Origin of the sequence: Myxococcus sp. MISCRS1 (assembly GCF_026626605.1) — a bacterium.
GTDB classification, from domain to species: Bacteria; Myxococcota; Myxococcia; order Myxococcales; family Myxococcaceae; genus Myxococcus; species Myxococcus fulvus.
In genome coordinates this window covers 2973509-2991538 of record NZ_JAPNKB010000001.1, presented here as the reverse complement: position 1 = coordinate 2991538, position 18030 = coordinate 2973509, and the positions used below count along the sequence as shown (strand labels likewise).

Sequence of the window (18030 nt, the reverse complement as noted above, 5' to 3'; positions counted from 1 at the left end):
TGTGGCTCCGTCAGCGCCGAGCCGCCAGGAAGTTGGCGAGCAGTCGAGGCCCGTGGGTGGTGAGGAAGGACTCGGGATGGAACTGGACGCCCTCCAGCGCGGGCAGCGCCTTGTGCCGCATGCCCATGATGAGCCCCTCGTGCCAGGCCGTCACTTCGAGACACTCGGGCAGGCCCTCCCGCTCCACGACGAGCGAGTGATAGCGCGCGGCGACGAAGGGCCGTGGGAGTCCCTGGAACACCCCCTGGTTCTCGTGCTGGACCTCGGCCGTCTTCCCATGCACGGGGACGGGAGCGCGGACCACCTTCGCGCCGAAGACCTGTCCCAGACACTGGTGGCCCAGACACACGCCGAGCAGGGGGACACGTCCGCCGAAGGCGCGGATGACCTCGAGTGACACGCCGGCATCCTCGGGCGTCCCGGGGCCGGGGGAGATGACGATGCGCTCGGGCTGGAGGGCCTCGATGTCGCGCACGGTGACGGCGTCGTTGCGCACCACTTTCAGCTTCGCGCCCTGCGCGCCGAGCGCCTGGACGAGGTTGAAGGTGAACGAGTCGAAGTTGTCGATGAGGAGGATCATCGCGTGGCTCCGCTCGCGCGCAGGGCGAGGAGCTGGGAGCGCGCCTTGTTCAGCGTCTCCTTGAACTCCTGGCGAGGCTGCGAGTCGTGGACGATGCCTCCGCCGACCTGTGCATAGGCGCGGCCGTTCTTCACGAGCAGGGTGCGGATGACGATGTTCAGGTCCAGGTCGCCGCTGAAGGACACGTAGCCGAGCGAGCCCGTGTAGAGACCGCGAGCGTGCGGCTCCAGCTCGGTGATGAGCTGCATGGTGCGAATCTTGGGGACGCCGGTGATGGTCCCGCCGGGGAAGAGCGCGCCCACCACGTCGAGCGGCTCGGTGTCGGGCGTGAGCTGCCCGGTCACCTCGGACTCGATGTGGAGGACGTGGGCGTACTCGACGATCTCCATCAGCTTCGTCACCTCGACGGTGCCGTAGGCGCAGACGCGGCCGAGGTCATTGCGCTCCAGGTCCACGAGCATGGCGTGCTCGGCGCGCTCCTTCTCGCTGGTGCGCAGCTCCTGGACGAAGCGGGCTTCTTCCTCGGGCGTGCCCCGGCGGCGGGTGCCCGCGATGGGGCGGGTGATGGCGCGTCCGTGCTCGACGCGGACCAGCCGCTCGGGGGAGGCGCTGACGACGTGGAAGCCGTCGCCTTCGAGGTAGCTGGCGAAGTGGACGGGGTTGGTGGCGGACAGGGTCTCGTAGAGCGCGAGGGGTTCGCCCGGGAAGTCGACCTCGAGGCGCTGCGAGAGGTTGACCTGATACGTGTCTCCGGCGCGGATGTACTCGCGCACGCGCTCCACCGCGTCCAGGTAGCCCTGCTGCGTGAAGTTGGAGCGCGGCTCCGCGAGGGGGGCATCGGCGGCGGGGGGGGCGGGAGGCGAGGTGGGCGTGGCCTGGCGCACGATGGACGCGAGGGTGTCCAGGCGGCGCTGACAGTCCTCCCAGTCCGAGCCGGTGGCGATGGCGAGCAGGTGCCCTTCGAGATGGTCCACCGCGAGGAAGGTGTCCACGAAGGACAGGGCGATGTCCGGCAGTGCCAGGTCATCGCGCGGGTGGACGGGGAGCTTCTCGAAGTAGTGGTTGGCCTCGTAGGCGAAGAAGCCGACGGCGCCGCCGAGGAAGAGCGGGAGCCCATCGATGCGAGGGCCGCGCCACCGACGGAACAGGGCTCGCAGCGTGTCCAGGGGCGCACCCTGTTGGGGCACGTCGTCGATGAAGCACTTGGGGCCCTTGGCGACGAAGCGCAGGAAGGGGCTCGCGCCGAGGAACGAGTAGCGCCCCTCGTCACTGATGCGGGTGCTCTCGAGGAGGAAGCGGTGCTGCGCAGGGAGGGCGCGCAGCAGGTCCACGGGCCGCGGCGCACCGGTGTCCCACCGTCGATACACGGGGACCTGGTTGAAGCCCTGGGCCACGAGCGCATCGAAGCGCTCGCGGTCCAACGGTGGCGGAAGCGGCCGGGTGCTCATTCCGGGGGCTTCCTAGCAGGAAGTCCCGGAACGGGCATCCGGCGGTGGTTCAGGACGTGCCCGTGCTCTGGGGGCCGCCCGCCTGGACCTCGCGTGACTTGCGCGCGTACAGGAGGATTTCGTCCTCGGAGAGCTGGTTCGTGCTGATGGCCGAGCGGTCCGCCTTGAGCTGCTGGACCTTGCCCTCGCGCAGGACGTGGAACTGGCCGGCCTTCTGCCCGGGGAGCTTGGCGTCGGCGTCGACGCGCGCCTCGGTGAACATGGGCTGGAGCTTCCGGAGGGCGTTGTCCTCCTTCACCCGGCCCACGCACCACATGCGCACGTTCTCCCGGCACTTGTAGTCGAAGTCCCCCGGGCTCTGCGTGGCGAGCATGATGCCGAGGCCCGCGGAGCGCGCGCGCTTGAGGAGGCTCTCCATCGGCTCCTTGGTCGCGGGCTTGCTCGTCGCGGGCAGGTACATGTCCGCCTCGTCGAAGAGAATCACGGCCTGGAGCTTGGGTGACGGGTGCTGGCTGGCCCAGCGGTGGGTCTCCAGGAGCAGCTGCGACACCCAGAAGAGGATGCGCGAGTTGTCCCCGAGGAACTTGGTGCTGATGATGCTCAAGCGCGTGCGACCGGGCACACCGTGGACGCCGCGCCCGAGCAGTTCATCCAGGTCGAGCCGTTCACCGCTCACGGCCAACAGCGTGCGCAGGTTGATGCGCAGCACGCTGAGGTCCTGGGCCAGCTTGGCGTGGGTCTTCGTGGGGATTCCGTCCGTGGCCTCCAGCAGCGCGGGGTCCTGCGACATGACGAACTGCTGGATGAGTTCGAGGGTGACCTCCTTCCCGAAGGACTGGCTCATCAGCAGCCGGAGGGCTTGGGCGAGCACGGCCTTCGCGGCCTTGTCGTTGGGGCTGGTCCGGTAGTCGAGCATGCCGGCGATGGCGTCCGCGGCCTGCTGGACGCCCTGCTCGCGCTCCTCGGCGGGGAGTGTCTCCAGGCCCTGGGGGACAATGGGAATCGCGAGCGGTCTGCCATCCGAGCGTCCCGGCGTGTAGAGCGCGACGTCGACGCGCTCACGCAGGAGTCGGCGCCGCTCGCGCAGCGTGGCGTCCTCGATGGGCTCCTCCCAGGCCTCGGGGCGGGCGTAGGCGGCGAGGTCGCCCTTCCGGTCCACGAGGATGACGGGGATGCCTCGGAGCAGGAGCTGCTCCAGCGTATTGAGCGCGAGCGTCGTCTTGCCGCTGCCCGAGCCACCGAGGAAGGCGCTGTGCTTCGTCAGCTCGGCGGTGTCGAGCATGACGTTCTGGGGGAGCAGCCCCTCGGAGACGCCCAGGCGCAGGGGGCCGGTGAGGACCACGTTCGGGACGGCGGGGGTGCCTGTCGCGGGTGTCGGGCGGGGCTTGCGCACCAGATTGACGGGGGCCTCGGGCTTCTGGACCGGCGTGGGGTCCGGGTCGGGCAGCAGATTGCTCACGGGCTTCATCGTCGACAGGTCCGTGTCGTCATCTTCGGTGGCAGCCGTCTTCGGACCCGCGGCGGGTGGGGTGCTCGCTTGCGGCGTGACGGTGGCGACCTTCCCGGAAGGACGCTTCGAGGACTGCGCGGGAGTCGTCGGCGCGGGAGAAGGGCTCGATGCGTTGCGAGGTGTCGGCGTCGCAGCCGTCGTCACCATGGCGTCCGAGAACAGGCCCGACTGCCGGGGAACGAAGTTGTTCTCGTTCTTCACGTGGACGGGGGCGGGAGGTGACACGGGCGGAGGCGTCACCTCGGCTGCCTTGGTCTCTCGCTTCTCGGACTCCCGCGCGACCGGGTCCTTCGCGGGGCCCGGAGGCGGGAGCGAAGGGCCGAGCGGCTCCAGTCCAAGGATGTCACCCATGGACTTCAGTCGGGTGACGGGACGCGCGGCGCGGCTCCACTCCGCGAGCGCCGCCTGTCCGACGTGCAGGGCACGGAAGTCACGCAGGGCGACCAGCTCGCGGAGGTCACTGTCGCCCAGCACGACGCGTCGTCCACCTTGCCGGATGAGCTTGCTCAAGGCGTCCGAGACGAGGGTCCCCGTGGACGATGGGAAGTCGGAGGTCCGGATGAGCACCGGAGTCTTCCCCCTCGCGGCGGTGAGGGCCTCGCTCATCTGCCGGCCCAACCCGCCTCCGTGCGGACGGCGCTCGCAGAGCGCGAGGACGAGCTTCTTGCCGGAGGGGTGCACGGCCACGTCCAGCAGGTCGTCTCCGTTGCGCGTCTTCACAGCGAAGCGAGGCGAGCCTCCCATCTCCTCGCTCCCCATCTCGACGGCCCACGCGAGCAGGGCGGTGATGTCGGACGCGTCCTCGGGGAGCTTCTCCTTGTAGGCGGTGCGGAAGTCCGTCCACATCCGGTCCATGTCGACGCCAGCGGGAGGTTGAGGGGCCGGTGGACGCGCGTCTCGACTCGGCAGCGGGAAGGTGTCCGGCAGGCGCTGCAGCTCGATGGCCTTCTCACGGTAGCGACGACACTCGTTCAGCACGTCGCGGGCACGCTGGCCGGCGAGCTTCTCGAAGCCTTCGGGAGGAATGGGGTAGGTGGGCTCCTCGGGGCGGTACTGCACGCCGCGCTGCTCGTAGAGGAAGCGCAGGCGCCGAGCGACCATGTCGCGAGCGGTGGCCGCGCTGACAGTGCGCTCCAGCGTCACGGGGTCCGGGTCGTTCTCGACGCGGTCGACCATGGCCCGCGTGAGGAGCGGGCGCATCTTCTCCCAATAATCGGAGAGGCAGCAGATGACCACGATGGCGTTGGGCACCTTGCCGGCGATGGATGCCAGGGTATTTATCGCCCGGCGGAAGGCATTCTCAGCCTGGGGGCGCTGCTCGAAGTCGCTGATGTCTTCGATCTGGTCGATGCACAGCACGAGCGCGTGTCCCAGCGCGCTCATGACGCGGCCCAATTGCTCGACCATGCGAGCCGGCGCGTCGTCGGAGGTGCGTGGGACCAACTCGCCGATGACCTTCCGGTCCTCGGGGGTGATGTCCTCGCAGCGCAGCCAGTTGAAGATGCGGCGGTTGATGCGCGGGTCCCGGCGCTGGAAGTAGATGAGCGCGCGCAGCAGGTCCACCTCGACGCCGCGGAAGCGCGGGTCGGAGAGGAGATCGTCCGCCACCGCGCGGACGGTGCCGTGGAGTTCGTCGTCCTCCAGGACCTTCTCCTCGGGCTCGATGAGCGGCGCGAAGAGGCTGGTGCACTGAGCCATCAGCAGGTTCGACAGGTACATCATCCCGCTGTCGTCATCCTGCGCCACGTCGTACGGATGATGATCGATGGAGTCGATGAGGTTGGACAGGATGTACCGGTCGTAGTGCGCCGCATCCACCGTCATGGGCATGTAGCCGGTGAAGCCGCGCTTCTGCTCGTGCGCCGCGTTGCGGAAGGCGCGCACCAGGTGCGTCTTGCCGCTGCCGGACTCTCCGAGCAGGAGAAGGATTTTTCCCGTGTCGGGAGCAGGTGACGCCGTTGCCCGGTCCAACAGGCGTTTGAAGGCGCGGCGCGCGGCGGGGTTGAGGGTCTCCACGTCGAACGGGTCGGGCTGCCAGAGGTACTGGCCCTGTTGGACGCTGCTGAAGACCTCGCCGCCGTCGGAGAGGAAGACCTCGAGTCGAGGGTCGCGGGACATGGGCGCTCCTGGAAGGACGAATCAGACGACGACGAAATGGAAACTGGCGCCGTAGGAGCGCACCTCGGACTCGGCGACGTCCTTGGGGTCCATGGCCGAGACGAGGTCCGCACGCGTCAGCGACAGATGCTGGGTGCGGTTGGCCTCCAGGAGCGCGGCGTCAAACGCCTCGCGATTGCTCCACTCGGGCTGGAGGGCTCGCCACACGTGGGAGATGAACACCTTGTCGCGCCCGAAGCGACCCGTGGGCAGGGCCCGCGCCACCGAGAGCACATGCTCGGCGAAGGACTCCACGAGGACCGTGGGGGGCGGCGCGGCGGGCGCGGGGGCTTGATTGGGCGCGGACCCGGTGTCGCGTGAGGGCACGGTGTTTCGCGTGGGCGCTGGGGTTCGCTGGGGCGTTGCCCCAGCCTCGCGCGTGGACGCGGTGTTTCGCTGGGGCACAGACCGGGTGTCGCTCGCGGGCGCGGAACCCTGCTCAGGGAGGAACCATTGCCGCAGCAGCGTCAGGCGGAGAATCTCCGCGTCGGCGCGAGTCGCCCCAGCGGCGCGGGCCGCGAGCTGCTCCACGGCCTTGCGCGGATTCTTCACCTCGGTGTCGAGCATCTTGCCGAGCAGGTGGGCCTGCACGGCACCCAGGGAGAACGGCCGCTCCGTCTCCACACCCAGCTGGCGCCACAGGAGCCTGTCCCGAATCTGCGACAGGGACGGCTCTCCCTCTCCGACCTCGGGATGGTGCCGGGCGAGCACCACCGCGCGGACGCCATCCGCGTCGTTCAGGCGGGTGAGCGTGGCCTTGGAAGGTGCGACGTCCAGGCTGTTCGCGAGGAGGTAGGTGGCCTTGAGCTTCTTCCAGGTGAGCCCCTTGGGGAGCTGCTCCAGGCGCAGGAACTGGAGGACGCGCTCCATCCCCGCGCTGGTGAGCGTCAGGCCCGCCTTCTTCTTCGCGGCCACGAGCTCATCGCGCAGGAGCTGCTCCAGCACGGCGTCGAGTCGGGCCTTCCACTCGGGGCGCGAGAGGCGGTGCTCCACGAAGGGGCGCAGGGCATTGCCGAGCTCCGTGCGGGTGCCGCTGCGTTGTGGACGCGGCGCGAGCCAGGTGAGTGCGAGTCCCGCCAACCGGTTGTCAGGGCTGTCCATGCGTTGTCCTTTGCGCGGTGGCTTCTCGCCGCCGGGCCTCCATGAGCGATTCGAGGGTCTTCAAGATGTCTTCACAGTGAGGGTGCAGGTCCTCGTAGAGGAAGCGGGCCACCCAGTAGCCGATGCGCTGGAGCGCCAGGTCCTTGCGTCGGTCCCGACGGAACCGCTCGGGGTCGAGGAAGTGGTGTTGGCCGTCGATTTCGACGGCGAGCCGCAGCTCGCGGCTCAGCAGGTCGACCTCCAGCGGGCGCTTGCCCTCGCCGAGCTCCACCTTGGCGTTGAGGGTGAAGACGTCCTTGGTGGCCGGATGGACCTGCAGGATGTCGTGGTAGAAGAAGTGCTCCATCTTGCTGCGGGCGCGGGCCTCGGACTTCTCGCGCTCGGCGACCATGGCCTCCGCGTTCTCACGGAAGCGCTCCAGCAACGGCGGCGCGACGTGGGGCTCCGGCTGTGAGGCCGGAGCCTTCTTCTTCGAGGATGCACGTCGAGGGGACGCGGGCTCGCCGACGGGCGCTCCCTGCTCGGAGGTGACGGCGACAGGGTCCGGGAGCTCGAGCAACCCTTCCCGCATCATCGCGAGCGCGTGGGAGTCCTTGCGTCCACGGGTGCCTTCGAGCGCATCGGGTGGCAGCACGCAGGCGACGTGAAGCAGCGGGGCCGCGGAGCAGATGGCGGTCGCGGTGCGGAGGCTGCGCGGGTCGGAAGGGGAGAGCGCCAGGTGGAGGGCGGGGGCGCGGCCTTCGGGGATGATGAGCAGCAGCGCGTGGAGGACGCGGAGCGGGTCGTGGGAGATGGCCTCACGGACCTCGTTGGGGAGCGTGCCTGGGGGCGCGGGCTCCGGGGCTTCGAGCAGCTGTCGGCACAGGGCCCACGTCACGGGCTCGGCGTGGGGCGGCTCCAGTCGCTCGAAGAGGACGCGGCGGTCGTGCTGCGTCTTGCCCTCGAAGTGCAGCTCGCGGGAGGAGATGGCGCGCTGGGAGAAGACGACGTAGCTCTCCGCGTCTCGGAAGAGATTGCGCTCACGGGCGAGCTGGGTGGCCCAGGCGGCGACGGTGGAGCGCAGGTCCTCGCTCTGGGCGAAGGCCGCCTTCAAGCCGCTGCGGTGGAGCCATTCCGTCCAGAGCCGGAGCGCGCGCTCCGGGTCGCCCACCAGGGCGCTCAGGGTGGGAATCCCTTCCGCACGGCGCCGGGCATGCCGGTCCAGCGAGTCCAGGAGAGCGGTGTCTGCGGTTGTCACCAAGCCCATGCCCCCACGGGTCCCCGGAGATGGACCCGTCACACCGGGTAGAGCCTGCGCCCTTCATGTCATTCCTTGCAAGCGGCGGGACCCGGTGCATCCAATGTCTCACACCGCCCGCCGGGTCTGTCACGACATCGATGCGAGGAGTGACTCACCCCGTGGTGGTATGGACTGGAGTGACTGTCTTCGTCAGGGGCGCAATCCCTACCGCGGCGCCGGGTCCCCCGCGGGCAGCTCCATCACATCCGGCATCTCCGCCAGCATGTTGGCGTTGGGATAGAGCGTGAGCTGTCCCGCTTGTCGCTCGAGGAGCCCCGCGAGCCCGCCGGCTGTCTCCTCGAACGGCGCCCCGTGCGTCTGGAAGGCGAACGCCTCCCACAGCCGCGCCACATGCTCACGCCATGAACCCGGCAGCTTCTGGAACGTCACCCGCGCCTGCTCCGCCAGCGCCGAGGACTCCGAGACCTCCTCCCCCGCGAACACCCGACGGCGGAACAACTCCCGCTCCCGGTTCCGCTCCTCGGGCGTCGCCTTCGCCAGCGCGCGGATGCCCGCCGACAGGTCCTTCCACAGCTCCAGCGTCGCCGTGGACGGAATCGTGGTGATGAAGCTGTTCACCATGACATGCATCGCCCCGAAGGACTCCACATGGTGCCACCAGAAGGGCGGAATCAGCAGCGCCTCCCCGGGCTCCACCACCGCCACGCACGCGTGCTCCATCGCCGTGCGAAACCGGGGGAAGCGCTCCAGGTCCAGGTTCAACAGGTGCACGGGCGTCGTGGGCGCCCCGCCGCCCAGCACGTCCAGCGGCGCGTGGTACAGGTTCTCCAGCTGCTCCGGCGGGAACATCGTCACCCGCTTGGTGCCCTCGAACATGCAGATGAAGTTGATGCAGTCGTCGTAGTGCAGGTTCACCACCTGCCCGTCCGAGCCCACCCAGAACTTGCTCTCCACCCCCAGCGGGTCGCTGAACGACAGGAAGTCGAACCGCAGCTTCTCGCGCACGTGGGACTGCTCGAGCATCCCGTTCTGCATGTACACGTACTCGCCCGTGCGCACCGCCGCCTTCAGCCGGTCCGCGAAGTCCGCGAAGCTGCCCTGCTCGGGCATCACCGCCACGCCCCCCTCCGCGTCGCTCACCACCAGCTTGGGCCGGTAGTGCCCGCCCGACTCCGGAGGCAACACGCAGAAGTAATGCTGCGGCCGCTCCCCCAGCTGCGCCTCCAGCACCGCGAGCTTCCCGTCCAACGTCCCCTGCGCGCGGAACGCGTCCAGCGCCCCCGAGGCGTCCAGGAGCCCCCGGACGATGACCGGCTCACGGTAGTGCCACTCCCGCAGCTCCTCGAGCGACGGGCGCTCCAACCTGCGGACCGGCCTGGCGGAAAAGGGCAGGGGCTTCATCGGCATGGGGCTCCAACTCGCGGCACGAGGGGGCCCTCACGCTACCACGTCCACGCGGGGGCCCTAGATGAGCCCCCCGGACACGGGCGGCGGCGCCGCTTCACGGTAGATGCGCAGCGTGTCCGCCACGCTGTGCCGGTACTCGAACCCCGTCGCCTCCAGGAAGCGCCGGTTGTCCACCACGATGGGATAGCGCAGGTGGTCCAGCGCCCCCACCGACAGGCGCGGGAAGCCCGCCCGTCCCAACAGGAACGACAGCACCTGCGCCGGCAGCGGCACCGCCGTGCGCCGCGTCTCGCGCACGATGACCGACAGCGGAATCGGCGGAGGCCCCGCCACGTTGAAGATGCCCCGGATCTTCTTCTCCAGCGCCAGCTGCAGCGCCGTCACCACGTCCTCCTCCTGGAGCACGTGGAACAGCGGGTCATAGCCGAGCACCATCGGCACCCGTCGCCCCTTGAGGAACGAGGCCAGCGTCCCCGTGCCCGGCGCGCCCAGCGTGTACGGCAGCCGCAGCACCGCCGTCGTCACCTCGGGCAGGCGCCACAGCGCCGTCGCGGCGTACAGGTCCGCGGCCACCAGGTCCGCCAGCTCCGGGATGGCCTCCAGCGCGCGCGGCGGCTCGTCCTCGGAGTGGTACAGCGGCGAGTCCGGCGCCGCGCCATAGAAGGTGTGCCGCCCGACGAAGAGCAGCTGCTTCACGCCGTGTGTCGCGCAGTGGTCGAACACCGCCTTGGTGCCGTCCAGGTTGATGCGCCCGCGCTCCGCGCCCGGCACCGTGAAGGCCGTGACGGTGGCCATGTGCACCACCGCGTCCGGACGCCAGCGGCGGAAGACGTCCTCGGCCACGCGCTTGCGCACGTCGCCGCGGAACACCTGGATGTCCGCCTCCTGGGCGGTGTCCCACGGACGGATGTCCACCCCCGCCACCTCGTGGCCCGCCCGCTTCAACCGCAGCGCCAGCTTGCGCGCGATTCCTCCGGAGATACCCGGGATGAGCACCCTCATGGCAGCAGCTTTCTGGCCAGCCCGCGGTGCTGTCGCCCCGCCCGGCCGCGCTCGATGAGACCCGCGATGCGCTCCTTCACCTTCGCCACATACCCCTCGATGACGTGGTCCTCCTCGTCCCCGGTGCCCCGGAAGACGAGCGGCTCGCCATAGTGGATCTCCAGCCGCACCGGCAGCGGCACCGGCAGCAGGTACGGCGTCAGCGGCACGTACGGCACCCCCAGCAGCCTGCCCAGCGTGTACGCGTTGAACACCGTGGGGATGGCCGAGCCGCCCCCCAGGAACGCGAACGGGATGATGGGCGAGCGCGTCTGGAGCGCCAGCCGCACGAAGCCCGTGCCGAAGTCCACCAGCGAGTAGCGGTCCGGGAACAGCTTCGCCGTGCCGCGCGCGCCCTCGGGAAAAATCATGAGCAGCCGGTCGTCCTCGAGCAGCCGCCGCGCGTGCTCGGGCAGGCCGGTGAACTGGCCGGTGCGGCTGGCCCACAGCGAGGAGACGGGGAACTTGTGGAGGAAGCGCTCCACCATGCCCTGGGCGAGCCGGGGCGGGTCCATCTCCAGCAGGGTGGACGTCAGCACCATGGCGCCGTCCACGGCCACGCCGCCGGAGTGGTTGCCCACGAGCATGCCCCGGCCCCGGGCGGGGATGTGCTCGATGCCGTGGCAGCGCACCCGGAAGTAGTACCGGTAGATGAGCGCGAAGACGCGCAGCGCATCCCTCACGTGCTTCCGGGAGATTCCGTACGGGTCCACGCCGTACTCGTTGAACGGCAACTCCAGCCGGTCAACCCGCGCATCCAATCCGTCGCTCAGGGCCACGGCGGCGGACCGTAGCACCCCCGGACGCGGCCCGCCGCATTCCACGCGCGCGCCGTTGGGCCCAGGCCCGCCTTGGGCCATACTGCCGCCCACTCCCCCCATGACATCCCCAGACGAGCTCGCCATCGAGGTGAAGGGACTGGTCAAGCGCTTCGGCGACGTCACCGCCGTGGACGGCATCGACCTGGACATCCGACGCGGCGAGTGCGTGGGCCTGCTCGGCCCCAACGGCGCCGGCAAGACGACCACCGTCGAGATTCTCGAGGGCCTCCAGGAGCCGACCTCCGGTCATGTACGGCTGCTCGGGCTGGACTGGAAGCGCGACGCGACGAGGCTTCGCCAGCGCATCGGGCTGACGCTCCAGGAGACGAAGCTGGTGGAGCAGCTCACGGTGGAGGAGACGGTACGGCTGTTCGCGTCCTTCTATCCGCGCCCGCTGCCGCTCGAGGAGCTGATTGGCATGGTGCAGCTGGGCGAGAAGCGGCACGCCCGGGTGGGCAAGCTGTCGGGCGGCCAGCGGCAGCGGCTGGCCCTGGCGCTGGGGCTGGCGGGAGACCCGGACCTGCTCTTCCTGGACGAGCCGACCACGGGCCTGGACCCGCAGTCGCGCCGGGCCCTGTGGGACGTGGTGGCGACGCTCAAGGCCAAGGGGCGCACCGTGGTGTTGACGACGCACTACATGGACGAGGCGGAGGTGCTCTGCGACCGGCTGGTCATCATCGACCGGGGGCGCGTCATCAGCCGGGGCACGCCCGGGGACATCGTCGCGTCGCTGGGGGCCGAGCAGGTCATCGAGCTGGAGGCGGAGCCGTCGCTCGACCTGGAGCGGCTGTCGCCCCTGCCCGCGGTGGTCTCCGCGCAGCGTCACGCGGACCGGCTGTCCCTGCGGGTGAGGGCGCTGCACGAGGCGCTGCCGTGGGTGCTGCGCGAGGTGGAGGCGTCCGGCGCGAAGCTCAAGCACCTGTCCACGCGGCGGCCCACGTTGGATGACGTGTTCATCGGATTGACGGGGCGCTCGCTGCGCGAGGGCAACGAGGAGAAGGCGGCGTGATGGGCTCGCTGGGTGAGCTGGTGTTGATGCGCCTGCGGGTGCTGTGGCGGCAGCCCGAGGTGCTGTTCTGGACGTTCGTCTTCCCCATCGTCACCACGCTGGTGCTGGGGCTGGCCTTCCGCAACGAGTCGCTCGGGCCCGTGCGCGTCGCCATCGCGCAGGGCGAAGGGGCCACCGAGCTCTCCGCCCGGCTCGCGGGCACGCCGGAGCTGGAGGTGGAGACGCTGGAGCTCCTCGAGGCGCGCCGGCAGCTCGCCCGGGGGCGCGTGATGCTGGTGCTGGTGCCCGGCACGCCGGAGCCCGAGGCGCTGGTGGACCCCAGCCAGGCGGAGGGGAGGACGGCGCGACTGCTCGTCATGCAGGCCCTGTCGCGCGCGCCGGATGCGCCTCGGCTGGAGGCGGTGCGGACGACGCCGGTGTCGGAGCCGGGCAATCGCTACATCGACTTCCTCATCCCGGGCCTCCTGGGGATGTCGTTGATGTCCTCCAGCCTGTGGGCGCTGGCGGTGCCGCTGGTGTCCATGCGCGGCGGCAAGCTGCTCAAGCGACTGGCGGGCACGCCGATGTCGCGCACGCACTTCTTCCTGGCCTTCTTGCTGGGGCGCACGGCCTTCGCGGTGCTGGAGGTCGCCTTCTTCTGTGCCTTCGCGCGCTGGCTCTTCGGGGTGCCGATGTTCGGCAGCTACGTCGCGCTGCTGGGCATGGGGTTGATGGGCGCCATGTGCTTCGCCTCGCTGGCGCTGCTGGTGTCCATCCGCGCGCACAACGAGGAAGCGGTGGGCGGGCTGGTCAACCTGGTGTCCATGCCGATGCTGTTCCTGTCCGGCGTCTTCTTCGCGTCGGACAACTTCCCGGGCTGGTTGCAGCCGGTCATCCACGCGCTGCCGCTGACGGCGCTCAACGACTCGCTGCGCGCCATCATGCTGGAGGGGACGTCGTTGCTGGCGCTGGGCCCGGCCATGTGGGTGCTCGCGGCCTGGACGGTGCTCCCCCTGGTGGTCGCGCTGCGCTGGTTCCGCTGGGTCTGAAGGAGAGTCCATGTCGAAGCCTCCCGCGTCGCCCGCCTTCGTGCAGCAGCTCAACTTCCTCGGCCGTGACGCGAGCAACGAGTCGGCGGCGCTCCAGGCCGCGTTCTCGCTCGGGGTGTTCGGACAGCTCTCCGCGGGGCCGGGCGCGTGGCCCCTGTCCCTGGACTCGCTGGCCGAGCACCTGGGCGCGAATCGCCGCGGGGTCCGCGCCATCCTCGAGCCGCTGGTGGGCCTGGGCTTCGTGTTGTTCCAGGAGGGCCAGGGGTATCTGCTCGCGGAGGACACGGCCGCGTTCCTCGCGGATGCGTCGTTCCGTGCGCGGCTGCGGGCGGTGCCGGACTGGTGGCACGTGGTGGCGAAGATGCCCGAGGCGGTGCGCACCGGCGCCGCGGTGGACGGGCGGGATTTGCTGGGGTGGTTCCGCGCCCTGTTCCTGGAGCCGTCGCCTGCCGCGCCCAACGCGCGGGCCGAGGAGTTCTTCGACCGGTACGCGCGCAACTTCGCGCGCACGCAGGCGCTGGTGACCGCCGCGGAGCTGGGGTTGCTCGCGCGGCTGGTGGAGACCGCGACGCCTCGCGACGAGCTCGCCGCCGGGTTGAAGGTGCATCCGGAGGGATTGGGCGTGCTCCTGGGCGTGCTCGCCTCGCTGGGCGTGGCGCGGGAGGAGGCGGGGCGCTGGTCCTTCACGGAGGCGGCGGCGCGGATGCTCGACGCCACGAGCCTGCCGTACTTCCAGCGCGCGCTGCCGGCGACCATGGCCTACTGGGAGGCCTTCGGGCATCTGGGGGAGGCCGTGCGCGAGCAGCGCTTCCGCCTGGACCTGAGGGACCCGGAGACGGCGCGCCGCATCTATCAGGAGAACGCCTCGCGCATCTCCGGCATCTTCGGCTCGCACCTCCGGCTGAGCCGCAAGGCGGCGGAGCTGGTGGGGCAGATGCGCTCGCTCGCTGGCGCGCGGGTGCTGGACGTGGGCACGGGCTCGGGCGTGTGGGGCGCGGCCTTCGGGCTCGCGGCGCCCACGACGCACGTGACGTACCTGGACTCGGTGCACGTGCTTGACGCGGTGCGCCCGCACCTGACTAAGCTGAAGCTGGAGGCGCGCTCGCGGCTGTGGGAGGGGGACTGCCTCTCGGTGGACTACGGCGAGGCGGAGTACGACGTCATCCTCCTGCCGCAGATCATCCCCGCGCTGCCGCCCGATGCGCTGCCGGGCTTCTTCGCGAAGCTCGCGCGGGCGCTCAAGCCCGGCGGACTGCTCCTCATCTCCGGCTATCTCTTGACGGACCGCCGCGACGGGCCGCTCGACGCGCTCTACTTCGCGCTGCGGCGCTACGTGTCCAATGAAGGGGACGTGCTGTCCCTGCCGGAGTTCCAGGCGCTGCTCTCGCCGGTGGGCCTCACCGCGGCGCGAGCGTTCGACATGCCCATCCAGCAGGTGGTGGTGGCGCACCGCGGGGATGTCGCCTGGCCCGAAGTCGCCGCCGTGCCGGCCGCCTGAGTCCTCACATCTGGAGTCGAGATGGAACCGCTGCGCTCATTCTTCATGGAGGACTACCTGGAGGGCTCGCGGTTCACCGCGCGCTACAACCTGGGTGAGTCCGGAGGCCGTCCCGTCACCGTGGGCGAGCTCTTGACGGGCTCGGGGGTGAGCCCCGACGAGGCCTCGGCCGTCTTCCTGTCCACGTTGCTGCGCGACAGCCCCAACTGGGGACGCGCGGACCTGCGCGACCTGGTCGCCGCGATGCACCCGGGCGCCACGCGCGAGAACGTACTCATCACCACGGGCACCAGCGAGGCGCTGCTGCTGCTGTTCCGGCAGCTGCGTCCGCGCAAGGTGGCGCTGGCGTGGCCCGCGTTCCAGCTCCTCTATGAGCTGCCCATGCAGCAGGGCGCGCAGGTGGTGCAGCTGCCCGTGCGCTGGGACGAGCGAGGCCGACCGTCCATCGACGCGGGCGACTGGGTGGCGCGGCTGGAGCGCGAGCGCCCCGACGTGGTCATCCTCAACACGCCCCACAATCCGAGCGGCCTCGTGCTGGACGCGGGCCTCTTGGACATGGTGGCGAAGTGGGCGGACGCGAACGGGGCCACGGTGGTGGGGGACGAGCACTACCGCTTTCTGTCCTCCGAGGACGCGGTGCTGGGGGCCACGGTGTATCGGCCGGGCACGCGCTCGTTCGTGACGGGCTCGTTCATCAAGTGCCTGGGCTGTCCGGGGCTGCGCATCGGCTGGTGCGTGGGCGACACGGCGATGCTGGCGCGGATGCAGAACGAGAAGAACTACACGACGCACACGGTGAACCCGGTGACGGAGTGGATTTCGTACGAGGTGCTCAAGGACCTGCACAGCCCCGCGCTGAAGCGGGCGCGCGAGGACTGGCTCCAGAACCGGCGCACCCTGGCTGCGTTCCTGGAGCGCTCGCGGGGCGTGTACGGCACCGCGCCCCAGGGGGGCCTCGTCACCTGCATCGGCGTGAAGGGGGCCCTGGAGCCGGCGGCCTTCACCGCCCGGCTGGAGGCCCTGGCGGCGGAGGGCGTCTTCGTCCTGCCGCTGAGCGCCATGGAGGTGGGAGATCCAAACGGCAGCCACCCGCTGGAGCGGGGCCACGGCTTCCGGCTGGGACTGGGGGCCGAGCCCGCCCATTTCGCGGAGGCCCTCTCAGTGATTGAGCGCGCCACCGCGCCGTGAGTCCTCTTGGAGTGAATACGCGCGGGGATTTGTCACTCTCCGTCTGGAAATCTCCCACGGAGACGGGGGCTGCTCTACAGCCCGGGTAGAAATCTCACAATTTTGTAAACAGGCAGAGAATTGCGGGGCGGGCAGCAACTCAGCCAGGGGAACCCCGAGAATAGGGCAGGAGCTTTTATGGCCAACTACCGGATCAATCCTCGTGAGCGCCGTACGACCCCCAAGGACTACGTGATTCAGCGTGGCGACACGCTCACGAAGCTGGCGGCTCGGTTCGGCACCACCGTCGACAAGCTGGCGCGCGACAACAACATCGCGAACAAGGACCTCATCTTCACGGGCGCGTCCCTGAAGGTGGGCTACTCCGGCAAGGACACCTTCGAGCCGAGCGGCTCGCGTCAGGGCCTTCGCGGCGGTGGTCGTCCGACGGGCGGCCAGGACGTGGGCGGTCCCACGGGCGTGGGTCCCAGCAGCGCGTCGTCGGGGATGTCCCGGCTGGCGGATGCCGCGCGCCGCGCCGCGATGGGCATGGGCGGCTACAACAGCCAGGGCCTGTGCGCCACGGGCGTCAGCCGCGCCATCCGCGATGCGTACGGCATCGGCGTGTCCGGCAACGGCAACCAGATCGACAACAACCTGCCGCGCGACAAGTTCAAGCAGGTCAACATGTCGCTGGAGGAGGCGCTGAAGATTCCGGGCCTCGTCCTCACGTGGGAGAGCACCTCCACGCGCCTCGGCAGCATCTACGGCCACACCGCCATCACCCTGGGTGACGGCCACTCGTCCGCGAGCGACTTCATCGAACGCAACACGACGAACAGCGGCCGCACCGGCTTCAAGGTGTTCATGCCCATCGAGTAACGTCCGGCCCACACCGGCGATGCTCCAGAAAGCCTCGGTCCCTTCAGGGGGCCGGGGCTTTTGCGTTCCGGCGCGCCGCCTGAAACAGAGGCCCTGGAGCGGTGAGGCCCTCGGGGCTCGCTGCGCCCTCGGCTTCGCTACCGCAGCAGCGCGGAGAAGGAGTGGTCCCTGGCCGAGTAGTCCGCGTCCTCGAGCAGCAGCTGGTGCACGCGGCCCTGGAACGCGGTGGGGACGGCGGGGAACAGGTGGTGCGTCAGGTGGTACTGGTCATGACGGGGGAAGAGCACCCGGTTGAGCCAGCCCCACGCGAAGATGTGATTGCGCGAGCGGTGGAACTCATCCGCCGAGCCGATGACCCCCGCGTGGTCCACCGCATCCGACCAGTAGCGAATCACCTGGTACGGCACCACGTACGGCACCACGTAGAAGAGGGCGAACGCCTTCCAGCCGATGCCCCACTGCGCCAGCGCCGCCAGCCCCGCGATGAAGCCCCACCGCGCGAGCGTCACCATCCACGGGTCCGCGCGGTGGAAGAGCACCGGCTTGAGGAACGCGGGCAGGTGCATCAGCGTCAGCGGCCGCAGCAGATGGTCCTTCACGAACGGCCGGTCGGCTTCAGCGAAGCCGAAGCGGCGGCGGGGCGCGAAGTCCAAGTCCTTCTGCGCATCCCCCAGGTGCAGGTGGTGCGTGAAGTGCTCGCGCGTGTACGGCTCCAGCGCCGTCCAGTCGATGATGGCCAGCACATGGCCGAGCGCGCGGTTGCGACGCTTGCCGCGCACGAACATGCCGTGACAGGCCTCGTGCAGCATGTTGCCCAGCGCGCGGAAGCGGGTGCCGATGAAGAAGGCCACCAGCGGGTAGAGCACCCAGCCCGCCCAGGGATGTATCGCCAGCAGGCTCGCGCACCCGAGCGCCGCGCCCGCGCCGAGACCGATGTGAAACAGCAGATGTCCCACGCCGCCCGGCAGGGAATGCGAGTGATAGCCCAGCGAGGCCACCCGTCGGGCGAACCGTCCACGGAGCTTCGCGGCGATGGACCCGCCCCGCTCGCCCGTCTCGGGTGAGGTCTGGGTGTCAGGGCTGTCGAGCTGCGGCGCTGCGCGCATCAGGACCTTTCAGGGGTCTTGCTCGAACGCGGGGG

The 18030-nt window shown here is 70.0% G+C and carries 14 protein-coding genes; 5 read left to right on the top strand and 9 right to left on the bottom strand.

Annotated elements, in window-relative coordinates:
• Nucleotides 1-10: 10 nt before the first annotated feature.
• From OWM54_RS11335 to OWM54_RS11300, 8 genes are all read right to left on the bottom strand, one after another.
• The gene (locus OWM54_RS11335; RefSeq protein WP_223747907.1) at nt 11-580 is read right to left on the bottom strand and encodes an anthranilate synthase component II; all 570 of its coding nucleotides are present in this window, start codon (nt 578-580) and stop codon (nt 11-13) included.
• On the bottom strand, nt 577-2028 hold the full coding sequence (locus tag OWM54_RS11330) for an anthranilate synthase component I family protein (protein ID WP_267697510.1): 1452 nt from the start codon (nt 2026-2028) through the stop codon (nt 577-579). Before OWM54_RS11330 ends, OWM54_RS11335 begins: the two co-directional genes overlap by 4 nt.
• A 49-nt stretch (nt 2029-2077) precedes the next feature.
• On the bottom strand, nt 2078-5656 hold the full coding sequence (locus tag OWM54_RS11325) for an AAA family ATPase (RefSeq protein WP_267697509.1): 3579 nt from the start codon (nt 5654-5656) through the stop codon (nt 2078-2080).
• Between the two features lie 21 nt (nt 5657-5677).
• Nucleotides 5678-6796, bottom strand: a complete 1119-nt coding sequence (locus OWM54_RS11320; RefSeq protein ID WP_267697508.1) for a hypothetical protein — start codon at nt 6794-6796, stop codon at nt 5678-5680.
• Nucleotides 6783-8033 carry an endonuclease domain-containing protein gene (locus tag OWM54_RS11315; RefSeq protein ID WP_420715323.1) on the bottom strand — a complete coding sequence of 417 codons (1251 nt, stop codon included), beginning with the start codon at nt 8031-8033 and terminating at the stop codon, nt 6783-6785. Before OWM54_RS11315 ends, OWM54_RS11320 begins: the two co-directional genes overlap by 14 nt.
• 207 nt (nt 8034-8240) lie before the next feature.
• Nucleotides 8241-9437, bottom strand: coding sequence for a cupin-like domain-containing protein (locus tag OWM54_RS11310; RefSeq protein ID WP_267697506.1), 1197 nt, complete (start codon nt 9435-9437; stop codon nt 8241-8243).
• A 63-nt stretch (nt 9438-9500) separates the two neighbouring features.
• Nucleotides 9501-10445: an SDR family oxidoreductase gene (locus OWM54_RS11305; protein ID WP_223784543.1), complete on the bottom strand. Its 945-nt coding sequence runs from the start codon at nt 10443-10445 to the stop codon at nt 9501-9503.
• The gene (locus OWM54_RS11300; RefSeq protein WP_141324309.1) at nt 10442-11263 is read right to left on the bottom strand and encodes a lysophospholipid acyltransferase family protein; all 822 of its coding nucleotides are present in this window, start codon (nt 11261-11263) and stop codon (nt 10442-10444) included. Before OWM54_RS11300 ends, OWM54_RS11305 begins: the two co-directional genes overlap by 4 nt.
• A gap of 100 nt (nt 11264-11363) precedes the next feature.
• Between OWM54_RS11300 and OWM54_RS11295 the strand changes: the two genes are divergently transcribed.
• From OWM54_RS11295 to OWM54_RS11275, 5 genes are all read left to right on the top strand, one after another.
• Nucleotides 11364-12314 carry an ABC transporter ATP-binding protein gene (locus OWM54_RS11295; protein ID WP_267697505.1) on the top strand — a complete coding sequence of 317 codons (951 nt, stop codon included), beginning with the start codon at nt 11364-11366 and terminating at the stop codon, nt 12312-12314.
• Nucleotides 12314-13342, top strand: a complete 1029-nt coding sequence (locus OWM54_RS11290) for an ABC transporter permease (RefSeq protein WP_267701115.1) — start codon at nt 12314-12316, stop codon at nt 13340-13342. Before OWM54_RS11295 ends, OWM54_RS11290 begins: the two co-directional genes overlap by 1 nt.
• Nucleotides 13343-13352: 10 nt before the next feature.
• The gene (locus OWM54_RS11285; protein WP_267697504.1) at nt 13353-14840 is read left to right on the top strand and encodes a class I SAM-dependent methyltransferase; all 1488 of its coding nucleotides are present in this window, start codon (nt 13353-13355) and stop codon (nt 14838-14840) included.
• A 21-nt stretch (nt 14841-14861) separates the two neighbouring features.
• Nucleotides 14862-16028, top strand: coding sequence for a pyridoxal phosphate-dependent aminotransferase (locus tag OWM54_RS11280; protein WP_267697503.1), 1167 nt, complete (start codon nt 14862-14864; stop codon nt 16026-16028).
• 177 nt (nt 16029-16205) lie between these two features.
• Nucleotides 16206-16889 (top strand): LysM peptidoglycan-binding domain-containing protein, encoded by a 684-nt coding sequence (locus tag OWM54_RS11275; protein ID WP_141324305.1) that lies wholly within the window; start codon nt 16206-16208, stop codon nt 16887-16889.
• Between the two features lie 137 nt (nt 16890-17026).
• On the opposite strand, the gene OWM54_RS11270 is transcribed toward OWM54_RS11275, so the two are convergent.
• Nucleotides 17027-17995, bottom strand: a complete 969-nt coding sequence (locus tag OWM54_RS11270) for a fatty acid desaturase (protein ID WP_223747917.1) — start codon at nt 17993-17995, stop codon at nt 17027-17029.
• Nucleotides 17996-18030 lie beyond the last annotated feature (35 nt).